Here is a 9,762-nt window from a genome sequence, read left to right on the forward strand (position 1 = left end):
GGTCGTACGTCGTACGTCCTACGCCGTACGCAAGACGCAATACGCAATACGCAAAACGCAAGACGCCTCGGCCCTCGGCCCCCCTTGCTAAGGGGGGTGAAGAAAGGGCGTTTCGCGTTTAGCGTTTGGCTATCGGCTATCAGCTATCGGCTATCGGCTATCAAGCCCCCTCCAGGTGCGCGTGGAACAGCGGGTCCACCACCTCGGGCTTCTCCATGTGCGGGGAGTGCCCTGTATCCGCGATGACCTCCTCGCGGAAGTAGCCGCCGCCAGCGGCGTAGCGCTCGAGCACCCACCGGGTCTGGCCCACCATGGGCTGGGGCGGGTGTACCTCGTCGCCCGGCCAGCCGGGGACCACGCCGAGCTTGCCCAGGGTGCCCATGTTGAAGAGGCTGAAGTCGCCCACGATCTGGTCCTCGGCGCCACGCACCCAGAGGACGGGGGGCTTGGGGTCGGCGGCGAGCATCCGCTCCACCGTATCCCCGACGTACTTGGGCGAGATGGCGTTGGCGGGCCCGAGCTTGCCGGGGGCCACGCCCGGCCAGTGGGGGGAGGGCTCGAGGTCGCCGGGGTACTTGTCGGGCCCGACCCGCTCGGAGAGCAGGCCCGAGAGCAATTCCTCCTCGCGGGGGTGGCGGAAGGGCGGCTTCCAGTAGAAGCTGTTCATGACGGTGCGGGGGGAGGCCTGGTGCTCGGTGCCGCGGTACTTTTCCCCCATCAGCCGGGCGAACTCGGGGTTGACGATGCCCCCGCCCGAGCCGGCGAAGTCGGGGGCGCAGGGGGTGCCCTGGAGGTCCTTGGTGCCCCCGAAGCCGAAGGGGGAGCCGGGGCAGAACACCGTCACGCTCAGCAGGCGCTCGGGCGCGGCGGCCATCATGGCCCAGATCACGCTGCCGCCCAGGCTGTGCCCGGCGACGTGGAACTTCGCGATGCCCAGCGTGTCCATGAGGCTCAGGAGGTCGTCCACCCAGTCCATGCAGCCGCGGGTGGCGTCGATGAGCCTGTCCTCGGTGTCGCCGTAGCCGCGCAGGTCGGGGGCGATGGCCCGGTAGCCCCGCGGCAGGGCCAGCATGGTCTCCTCCCAGTAGGTCGAGGAGGAGGCGTTGCCGTGGATCAAAAGCACCGGGGTGCCGTCGGCGGGGCCGCTCAGCAGGACGTGCTGCCGGAGCCGGGAGGTCTGGACCGTGCGGGATTCGATGCCCTCGAGCGTAGGAATAGAACCCATGGTGCTCTCCTTCGTCGTTTGAGTTGACTTCGCCCAATCCTACCGGAGCCTTGTTACAGAGTTGTTACTGGCTGGGATGGGACAATGGCCCAATGGACACCGCCGCCCTCGAGCTCAGCGACAACCCCGCCCAAAGCCGCTACGAAGCCCGGGTGGGGGGAAAGGTGGTGGGCTTCGCCGAGTACCGCCCGCTCAACGGCGCCGTCATGTTCACCCACACCGAGGTGGACGAGTCGGTGGAGGGCCAGGGCATCGGCAGCAAGCTCATCCGCTACGCCCTCGACGACGTGCGCTCGAGGGGGCTCTACGCCATCCCCATGTGCCCCTTCGTCTCGGCCTTCATCCGGCGGCACCCGGAGTACATCGGGCTCGTCAACCCGCCCCACCGGCGGATCTTCGGGTTGTAGGGCCGGGCCCCGGCACCCCCAGGGGGGCCTCAGCTTGGGCCGGTAGCCTGGGCCGGTGACGATGGCCTTCATCGACTGGGTTGCCCTCATCGGCTTAGTCCTTCTCGTGGTCGCACTGGCTGCGGCCTACCTCAGGCCCCTGCCCATCTCGAGCGGCGTCATCTTCCTGCTCATCGGGGTGGGCATCGGTCCGCTGGGGCTAGGGCTGCTCGACCTCAACACCATCGCCACCTCCAACTGGCTCGAGCGCCTCACCGAGGTGGTGGTGATCGTCTCGCTCTTCGTGGGCGGGCTCAAGCTGCGCCTGCCCCTGCGCCACAGGGCCTGGGCCGCGGCTTACCGCCTGGCGGGCCCGGTGATGCTGCTGTGCATCGCGGGCGTGGCGCTGGCGGGGCACTACCTGCTGGGCCTGACCCCGGCGGCGGCGCTGCTGCTGGGGGCGGTGCTGGCCCCTACCGACCCCGTGCTGGCCTCCGAGGTCGCGGTGGAGGACGCCAGCGACCGCGACCGCCTGCGCTACGGGCTCTCCGGCGAGGCCGGGCTCAACGACGGCACCGCCTTCCCCTTCGTGGTCTTCGCGTTGCTGCTCATCGAGCACCAGGGGCAGTTGGGCGGCTGGGTGGGGGAGTGGGCGCTCGAGCGGCTGCTGTGGGCGGTCCCGGCCGGGCTGCTGCTGGGCGGGCTGATGGGCTGGGGCGTGGGCCGCTTCGCCTTCTACCTGCGCAGCCGCAACGCCAGCGCCAGCTCCGGCGACTTCCTGGCCCTGGCCCTCATCGCCCTGGCCTACGCGGGGGCCGAGTTCATCCACGCCTGGGGCTTTTTGGCGGTGTTCGCGGCCGGGGTGGGGTTGCGCCAGGCGGAGGTGCAGACCGTGCGGCGCAACCCGCCCGACGCCGTGCCGCCCGCGCCCGCGGCGGTGGACCTCGAGCGCCAGCCCGCCGAGCAGTTGGTGCGCCACCCCATGACCGAGGAGATGATCCGCCAGCCCGCCGTGGCCTCAGGGGCAGTGGTCCACGAGGTGCTGACCTTCGGGCAGACCTTGGAGCGCCTCCTCGCCACCTTCACCATCATCCTCGTCGGGGTGCTGGCGAGCGTGGACTGGGACTGGCGGGGGCTGGTACTGGCCGGGTTGTTGTTCTTCCTGATCCGCCCGCTCGCCGTCTGGGTCGGCCTGCTGGGCACGCCCACCACCGCCCGCCAGCGCTTGCTGATGGGCTGGTTCGGCATCCGCGGCATCGGCACGCTGTACTACCTGGGCTACGCCATCGGGGAGGGCGTGGGCCGCAGCCGCGCCGTGGACGTGACGGGCCTGGCGGTCACCGTGGTGGCCGCCAGCATCGTGCTCCACGGCGTCTCCTCGACCCCCTTGCTCAACTGGTACCACCGGAGCCTCGAGGCCAGCCCCGAGCCGCAGCCGGATTGACCGCTTCCCAAACGGTCACCCGTCGGCATCGGCGGGTGACCTGCCCTTTCGCTCACGCCCTGGGGCGTTCCTGGTTGAAGACCGGCAGGCGGGGGGCTGCGCTGAGGGTGGCCGTCGCCAGCGGTTCCGGCAGCAGCAAGTTACGCAGCGAAACGCCGCGGTGGTTGGCCTTGGGGCGCCAGCTCGAGCCGCGCTGCTCGAGGCTGGGCGTGGGGGCCAGGTTGGAAGGGCTCGGCATGAGCGCGGTGGCCGAGAGCCCCAGGGCCAGAACCCCCAGGCACATCAGCTTGCGCGCGCGGTGTCGAGCGACTTCCCCTACCATGGCCCAAGCCTACCGCGCCCGGCGTTATCTGAGCGTTATAAAATCACAACCCTTCCGTTAACGCCTGTAGCGCGGCGTTCTCACGAAGGGCGGGGGCTCGCTGCGTTTTTCAGGCCCGCATCATCGGGCCGGGGGGCGCGTCGGGGTCTTCCCAGGCCATTTCCACGAGCTCGATCAGGGTTTCGACGGGGACGCCATAATCCCGCGAGATCTTGGCGATCTCCCGCCCGATCTGCTGAAGCTGGGGGACGTAGGCGGGTTCGCCCAGCTCCTGGGCGATGGAGATCAGCCAGTCGACGAGCTCGTGGGCCTGCTGGTCGGTCAGGCCCTCCGAAAGCGCCTCGTCTTCCAGGAATCGCTCGGCAAGGCTATCGAGCATTAAGGACCTCGTCCTTCTTGACATAACCCATGCGGCGCACCATGGCTTCGCGGTATTCGCGGGTCTGCGCGGCGGCGATGTCGGCCTGTAGAGCGGCGGCGCGGTCCTTGAGGCTGGCGATCTGGGTCTGGGTCAGCGCGCGCTCGTGGCGCAGGTCGATGAATCGCTTGGCCTCGAGGCCGACCAGACCCAACAAATGCAAAGAACCCAGGGCGAAAATGAGGTGAAGAACTCGGTAGACGGGTCGCTCCACGGTGTTTTCAGTATATCGCGGGCTGGGGGTGTTTCACGGCCGGGGTACGCTACGGACCCGTCTGCAGGACTGTAAAACTATGCTCCTCGTCCAACTGCCCCTTCCGCAAACCGCTCCAAACCCGCCTTCTGACCCGATTCCGAGTTCGAGCCGTCGAGGGCGCTAAAACGCTCTCGAACATACATTTTGCGGCAAACTGGATTATACTCAGATTGGCACCCAAAGGGAGGGACGACAAATGGCGAGGACTAAAGAACGAGATACTTTCCGCAGTCGGTTGAAGACGGTGGGGCTGCGCCACACCATGCCGCGTGAGCGTATCCTGTCCTTCTTGGACAAGAAAAACGCCCACCCCACCCCTGAAGAGCTGTACCAGAGCCTGAAGAAGAAGGGGTACGCGATCGGCCTGTCCACCGTGTACCTCAACCTCCAGGTGCTGCGCGACGCGGGCTTGCTGTGGGAGTTCAAGGATCAACAGGGCAACACCCGCTATGACGGTTTCACCGAGAAGCACCACCACCTGTTCTGTGTGCAGTGCGGCACCATCGAAGACCTGCTCGCCAAGGACCTGCCCGAGTTCGACCCCGAGCCGGTGAAGAAGGCGGTCGAGTCGCGCACGGGCTGGTTCGTGGAAGACGCACGCCTCGAGCTGCGCGGCGTGTGCCCCAACTGCCAGTAAGAACACGGTGCCCGGTGGGGCCGCAGCATTCTGCGGCCCTGCTGTTTTTTTATTCAGGTTCCCGTTCCCCGCATCCCCGCAGGGGCCCTCATACCGGATTCAAAAAGATAATCATCCAACCCAGAACCCTGGAGGCTATCTTTTTGAATCCTAGAGCACTCCCTTCGGTCGGGTTAGTTCGTCACCGTTCGGTGACGAACTAACCGAATCTGGTATCAGAGCGTTTCCCACGAATACCCGCATAGCCGGGGTAAAACACCCGCTTGAGTCCCGGCATCGCCGGGGGCCTACGGCCCTGCACCGGGATCGGCGGGTGTTTGTGGGAAACGTGACCAGGAATGCCCGGTCCACCTCGTTGAGGCCTAGCCGCTCCGCCCGCTCTGCCGGGGGTCAACACCTCACCGCTCGAGCCTCATTCCTCGCCCAGCGGGTTAGGGCTGAGCAGTTCGACGAGGGTCCGTACCCCGAAGCCCACGCCCCCGGCCGGCCCCAGCGCGTGGGGGCGCTCGGTGTAGGCGGGCCCGGCGATGTCGAGGTGCACCAGCGGCTTCTCGGTGAACTCCGCGAGGAACAGCCCCGCCACGATGGCCCCGCCGTAGCGGCTGCGCCCGTGCACGTTCTTGAGGTCGGCGGTGGTGGAGGCGATCATCTCGCGGTACTCCTCCTCCAGCGGCATGGGCCAGACCTTCTCCCCGGCCCGCTCGGCCGCCTCCTGCACCTCGCGGCCCAGCCGCGCGTCGGTGCTGAACATCCCCGCGACCTTGTCGCCCAGGGCGATCACGCAGGCCCCGGTGAGGGTGGAGAGCTCGACGATGGCCTCCGCGCCCTCGCGGTCGGCGTGGGTGATGGCGTCGGCCAGGGTGAGGCGGCCCTCGGCGTCGGTGTTGAGCACCTCGACGGTCTTGCCCGAGAGGCTCTTGAGCACGTCGCTCACGCGGAAAGCCCCGCCCGAGATCATGTTCTCGGCGGCGGCCACATAGGCGCGCACCTCGACGCCGGGCTGGAGGCGGGCGACGGCCCGCATGGTGCCCAGCACTGCGGCGGCCCCGGCCATGTCGCACTTCATCGTCAGCATCGACTCGTTGGGCTTGAGCGAGTAGCCGCCGGTGTCGAAGGTCATGCCCTTGCCGACGAGGGCGACGACCCTCGAGGGCTTGCCCTGGGGCCGGTAGACCATCTGGATGAAGCGCGGGGGGTTGAGCGAGCCCTGGGCCACACCGTAGAAGGCCCCCATCCCCGCCTGCTGGATCTGGCGCTCGTCCCAGACCTCGACCTCGAGGCCCGCCTCGCGCCCGAGCTCCTTGGCCCGCTCGCCCAGCTCGGCCGGGGTGAGCACGTTGGGCGGCTCGTTGATGAGGTCGCGGGCGTAATTGACCGCCTCGGCCACGATCTCGGCGCGGTCTACGGCGGGCCCGGAGGAGCGCGCCAGCCAAAGGCGGAGTTTCTTCACTTCCGGATCGGATTTATACTTCTTGAACTCATACGCGCCCAGCAACGCCCCCTCGGCCAGGGCGTAGCTCGCCTGCTTCTTGCCGAACTTCTCGGCCAGGAAGGTTTCGGCCACGGCCTCCTTGAAGCCCAGCCGCGTGACCTCGTGCACCAGCCGCGCCCCCGCTTTGCGCACGGTCTCGAGGCTTACCCCGCGTTTGCGGCCGAGCCCGAACAACAAGACGAATTGCTCCCCCACCGGCAGCAACAGGGTTTCGCCGAAATCGCCCTTGTACTTTAGTTCATCAAGCACTCGGCTGAGTTGCCCCCCGCTCTTCTGATCCAGCTTGCGGGCCTCCTCGGTGAGCTCACCACCCCAGTACCCGGCGATTGCTAAAGGGGCAGGAATCTCGTCCACATACCTGCGGGCGGATTTAACTGTAATTTCCATACCTGGCGAGCATACCACGGCGATTTTGAGAGAAAGCTGAGAATTTCCTGTCCTTTTCCTCAACTTCGGCCGCGTATAATCGAACGGATGAGGACTCAACCGCGTTTCGCGCTCCCCAGACCTGCCCTGCACGGGTCAGTCGTGAGCTTTTGGACCCGTTTCGCCGCCGCTTTCCAGGCGCAGGCCAACCCCAAGAACGCCCTGGGGGGGAGCGCGGCGCTCGAGGGCGTGATGATGAAGTCCCCCGACGCCTGGGCGCTGGCGGTGCGTCTGCCCAACGGCCAGATCCACACCGAGCGCCACGAGGAGGTCGCGCTGTCGAAGAAGTACGCCTGGGCCCGCCTGCCCCTCTTGCGCGGGGTCGTGGCCCTCTTCGACGCGATGTCGGTGTCCTACCGTTCGCTCTCGCGCAGCGCCCAGCTCGCCGGGGAGGAGGAGGAACAGCTCTCCAAGGGCGCGCTCTACACCACCATGGCGGTCTCGGCCGCCATCGGCATCCTCTTCTTCATCGTGCTCCCGGGCCTGCTGTCGGGCTTCCTCATCGACGCGGCCAAGTACCCGGTGTGGTACAACGCCCTCGCCGGGGTCTTCAAGGCCTGCATCCTGGTGGGTTATCTGCTCTTTATCGGCCGCCTGCCCGACATCCAGCGCTTTTTCATGTACCACGGCGCCGAGCACAAGGCCATCGCGGCCTACGAGCAGAACCTGCCCCTCACCGTCGAGAACGTGCGGGCCCAGCCCGCCTACCACCCCCGCTGCGGCACCACCTTCATCGCCTTCGTGATCCTCGCGAGCATCGTGGTCTACAGCGTGTTGCCCGGTCAGGAGAACCTGGCCTGGCGGTTGGGGGCCCGCGTGCTGTTCCTGCCCATCGTGGCCGGCTTGGCCTTCGAGCTGCTGCGCTTCACCGCCAACCACAACGACCCCTTCTCCCGCCTGCTGCGGGGCTTTGGCTTCCGCTTCCAGATGCTCACCGTGAAAGAGCCCACCGACGACATGATCGAGGTGGCGATCGAGAGCACCAAGGCGGCTATCGGGGAGAAGAAGCCGGAGGCGGTGCCGGTGGCGTGAGGTGGTCGATAGCCGATAGCTCGACGCGCGTCGTACGTCCTACGTCGTACACGAGACGCGAGACGCAAAACGCAAAACGCGAGACGCAAAACGCGAGAGGCTTTGGCCCTCGACTCTCGACAAACCACGAGCCACACGCCACAAGCCATACGCTTTTCGCTTTTGGCTATCGACTATCGACCATCAGCTACCGACGTATTGGAAGTGTGCCCCACTTCCTAAAGCCATCGGGTACACTTAATCCTTGTGAGTAAGGGGCGCGTGCTCGTGGCGATGTCCGGGGGGGTAGACTCCTCGGTCTCGGCGGCGTTGCTCAAGGAGCAGGGCTACGAGGTGGTCGGGGCTATGATGCGCTTCTGGCCCGACAACAAGAAGGACGACTGCTTCGAGACCTGCTGCTCGCCCGACGCGGCCTACGAGGCCCGCCGGGTGGCCGACATCGTGGGCGTGCCCTTCTACCTCCTCGATTACCGCGAGGAGTTCCAGCAGAAGATCATCGACCCTTTCATCGCGGGCTACCAGGCGGGGGAGACGCCCAACCCCTGCGTCAACTGCAACACCCGCGTCAAGTTCGACTCGCTGTTGAAGAAGGCCCGCATGCTGGGCTGCGACTACGTGGCGACCGGGCACTACGTCATCCGCGAGGGCAATGCCCTGCTGCGGGGCGACCCGCGCAAGGACCAGACCTACTTCCTGTGGGGCACGCCCAAGGAGGCCATCCCGCACATGCTCTTCCCGGTGGGGCACATGGAGAAGCCCCAGGTGCGGGCGCTGGCCGAGCGTTTCGGGCTGCCCACCGCCAAGAAGCCCGAGAGCCAGAACATCTGCTTCGTGCAGGGCGACCTCAAGGACTTCCTGGCCGGGCACCTCACCGCGCGTCCGGGGCCCCTGGTGGACCTCGAGACCGGCCAGGTGATCGGGGAGCACCACGGGGCGCAGTTCTACACGGTGGGCCAGAAGAAGGGGCTGGGGCTCTTCAAGACCCACCTCGAGCGCTACGTGGTGCGGGTCAACACCGCCACCAACGAGGTGATCGTGGGGCCGCGCGAGGCCTGCTTGTGGGGGGGCCTCGAGGCGAGAGAGGTCAACCTGCTCGTGGGGCCCGGCGAGCTGCCCGAGGCCCTGGAGGTGCAGGTGCGCTACCGCACCAAGCCCGTGCCGGGCACGGTCGAGCTGCTCGAGGGCGGGCGCATGCGGGTGCGGCTCGCCGAGCCCCAGTTCGCCGTGACGCCGGGGCAGAGCATGGTGCTCTACCGGGGAAACCGCCTGCTGGGCGGCGGGTTCATCGCCCGGCCCCTGCACAACCAGCTCGAGGCCCGCCAGGCCGGCGTCCTGGCGGCGGGCTGACGCGATACGCCGTACAGCCGCCGGCGGCCCTCAAAGCACGATCTGGAAACGGATTTGCAACGTGGGGGCCTGGCCACCTCCCAGGTACACCTCCACCCGGTAGACCCCTGGCGACCAGCCCTGTGGGGGCCGGCTCAGCTTGTAGGTCACGCGGTTGATCAGGCCGCCTACCTCGAGCCTCGCCCGCTCGAGCTCGCGCTCCGGCGGGACTGCCTGGGCCTTCTCGGCCAGAAAAGCGCAGGTGAGCGGGGTGTCTGGGGGGACTCCCTCGAGCTCCAGCCGCAACCAGAGCTTCTCGAGGCTCGCGGGGAACGCCCTGGCGTCTGAGCCCCCCCTGCTGGCCGAGAGCACCGCCCGGCTGACCCGGCCAGGCCCTTCCCCCTGGGCCAGAGAACCCAGCACCCACAGCGCCAGAAGTCTCTTCATCGCAGACCGCCACGAACATACCTTGGAGGCACTTATACCGGATTCAAAAAGATAATCATCCAAACCAAAGACCCCCAGAGGCTATCTTTTTGAATCCTAGAGCACTCCCTTCGGTCGGGTTAGTTCGCCGCCATCCGGCGCCGAACTAACCGAATCTGGTATTACTCCGAGACGATCCAGTGGAAGTGGGTGGTGTGTCCCCCCAGGGGCCGGATTACGTCGCGTGCCTGCCGGCCGTCGTTGAGGGTCACGTTCCTGATGGCCTCCCAGAAGGCGTTGCCGTTGGCCTGCTGGTACGTGACGTAGACGGTGAGGATGCGTGAGCCGTAGGTGGCGTCGTTGAGGTGACCG

General features: G+C 67.1%; 12 protein-coding genes. 5 read left to right on the plus strand and 7 right to left on the minus strand.

Features of this window, described 5'->3' with window-relative positions; translation table 11 throughout:
- Positions 1–160: 160 nt before the first annotated feature.
- Positions 161–1,225, minus strand: coding sequence for an alpha/beta hydrolase (locus MEICH_RS0112095; RefSeq protein ID WP_027892833.1), 1,065 nt, complete (start codon positions 1,223–1,225; stop codon positions 161–163).
- Positions 1,226–1,275: 50 nt separating this feature from the next.
- On the opposite strand from MEICH_RS0112095, the gene MEICH_RS0112100 reads away from it, so the two are divergent.
- Both MEICH_RS0112100 and MEICH_RS0112105 read left to right on the plus strand, forming a co-directional pair.
- Positions 1,276–1,632 (plus strand): GNAT family N-acetyltransferase, encoded by a 357-nt coding sequence (locus MEICH_RS0112100; protein ID WP_338025488.1) that lies wholly within the window; start codon positions 1,276–1,278, stop codon positions 1,630–1,632.
- Between the two features lie 61 nt (positions 1,633–1,693).
- Positions 1,694–3,055, plus strand: a complete 1,362-nt coding sequence (locus MEICH_RS0112105) for a cation:proton antiporter domain-containing protein (protein WP_027892835.1) — start codon at positions 1,694–1,696, stop codon at positions 3,053–3,055.
- 52 nt (positions 3,056–3,107) lie between these two features.
- Here MEICH_RS0112105 and MEICH_RS0112110 read toward each other — a convergent pair whose 3' ends face one another.
- From MEICH_RS0112110 to MEICH_RS0112120, 3 genes are all read right to left on the minus strand, one after another.
- Positions 3,108–3,377, minus strand: coding sequence for a hypothetical protein (locus MEICH_RS0112110; RefSeq protein ID WP_027892836.1), 270 nt, complete (start codon positions 3,375–3,377; stop codon positions 3,108–3,110).
- Between the two features lie 109 nt (positions 3,378–3,486).
- Positions 3,487–3,756: a hypothetical protein gene (locus MEICH_RS0112115; protein WP_027892837.1), complete on the minus strand. Its 270-nt coding sequence runs from the start codon at positions 3,754–3,756 to the stop codon at positions 3,487–3,489.
- Positions 3,746–4,009 carry a septum formation initiator family protein gene (locus MEICH_RS0112120; RefSeq protein WP_027892838.1) on the minus strand — a complete coding sequence of 88 codons (264 nt, stop codon included), beginning with the start codon at positions 4,007–4,009 and terminating at the stop codon, positions 3,746–3,748. Before MEICH_RS0112120 ends, MEICH_RS0112115 begins: the two co-directional genes overlap by 11 nt.
- Before the next feature lie 238 nt (positions 4,010–4,247).
- Here MEICH_RS0112120 and MEICH_RS0112125 point away from each other — a divergent pair, with 238 nt between their 5' ends.
- The gene (locus MEICH_RS0112125) at positions 4,248–4,688 is read left to right on the plus strand and encodes a Fur family transcriptional regulator (protein WP_027892839.1); all 441 of its coding nucleotides are present in this window, start codon (positions 4,248–4,250) and stop codon (positions 4,686–4,688) included.
- A gap of 412 nt (positions 4,689–5,100) precedes the next feature.
- Here MEICH_RS0112125 and MEICH_RS0112130 read toward each other — a convergent pair whose 3' ends face one another.
- Positions 5,101–6,567 carry a leucyl aminopeptidase gene (locus MEICH_RS0112130; RefSeq protein ID WP_027892840.1) on the minus strand — a complete coding sequence of 489 codons (1,467 nt, stop codon included), beginning with the start codon at positions 6,565–6,567 and terminating at the stop codon, positions 5,101–5,103.
- Positions 6,568–6,798: 231 nt separating this feature from the next.
- Here MEICH_RS0112130 and MEICH_RS0112135 point away from each other — a divergent pair, with 231 nt between their 5' ends.
- Together MEICH_RS0112135 and mnmA are read left to right on the plus strand one after the other, a co-directional pair.
- Positions 6,799–7,638: a DUF1385 domain-containing protein gene (locus tag MEICH_RS0112135; RefSeq protein WP_245587677.1), complete on the plus strand. Its 840-nt coding sequence runs from the start codon at positions 6,799–6,801 to the stop codon at positions 7,636–7,638.
- A 246-nt stretch (positions 7,639–7,884) separates the two neighbouring features.
- Positions 7,885–8,985: a tRNA 2-thiouridine(34) synthase MnmA gene (gene mnmA, locus MEICH_RS0112140; RefSeq protein WP_027892842.1), complete on the plus strand. Its 1,101-nt coding sequence runs from the start codon at positions 7,885–7,887 to the stop codon at positions 8,983–8,985.
- 30 nt (positions 8,986–9,015) lie between these two features.
- Here the strand turns inward: mnmA and MEICH_RS0112145 are convergent, their stop codons facing one another.
- Together MEICH_RS0112145 and MEICH_RS29365 are read right to left on the minus strand one after the other, a co-directional pair.
- Positions 9,016–9,411, minus strand: a complete 396-nt coding sequence (locus tag MEICH_RS0112145; RefSeq protein WP_027892843.1) for a hypothetical protein — start codon at positions 9,409–9,411, stop codon at positions 9,016–9,018.
- 161 nt (positions 9,412–9,572) lie between these two features.
- The coding region (locus tag MEICH_RS29365) for a hypothetical protein (RefSeq protein WP_036218535.1) at positions 9,573–9,762 on the minus strand (190 nt) is incomplete at its 5' end.

Origin of the sequence: Calidithermus chliarophilus DSM 9957, from assembly GCF_000430045.1 — a bacterium.
Lineage (GTDB): Bacteria > Deinococcota > Deinococci > Deinococcales > Thermaceae > Calidithermus > Calidithermus chliarophilus.

Coding starts and splice junctions, on each gene's coding strand:
- MEICH_RS0112095 (WP_027892833.1), bottom strand. CDS start 1,225: ATGGGTTCTATTCCTACGCTCGAGGGCATCGAATCCCGCACGGTCCAG.
- MEICH_RS0112105 (WP_027892835.1), top strand. CDS start 1,694: ATGGCCTTCATCGACTGGGTTGCCCTCATCGGCTTAGTCCTTCTCGTG.
- MEICH_RS0112110 (WP_027892836.1), bottom strand. CDS start 3,377: ATGGTAGGGGAAGTCGCTCGACACCGCGCGCGCAAGCTGATGTGCCTG.
- MEICH_RS0112115 (WP_027892837.1), bottom strand. CDS start 3,756: ATGCTCGATAGCCTTGCCGAGCGATTCCTGGAAGACGAGGCGCTTTCG.
- MEICH_RS0112125 (WP_027892839.1), top strand. CDS start 4,248: ATGGCGAGGACTAAAGAACGAGATACTTTCCGCAGTCGGTTGAAGACG.
- MEICH_RS0112130 (WP_027892840.1), bottom strand. CDS start 6,567: ATGGAAATTACAGTTAAATCCGCCCGCAGGTATGTGGACGAGATTCCT.
- MEICH_RS0112135 (WP_245587677.1), top strand. CDS start 6,799: ATGATGAAGTCCCCCGACGCCTGGGCGCTGGCGGTGCGTCTGCCCAAC.
- MEICH_RS0112145 (WP_027892843.1), bottom strand. CDS start 9,411: ATGAAGAGACTTCTGGCGCTGTGGGTGCTGGGTTCTCTGGCCCAGGGG.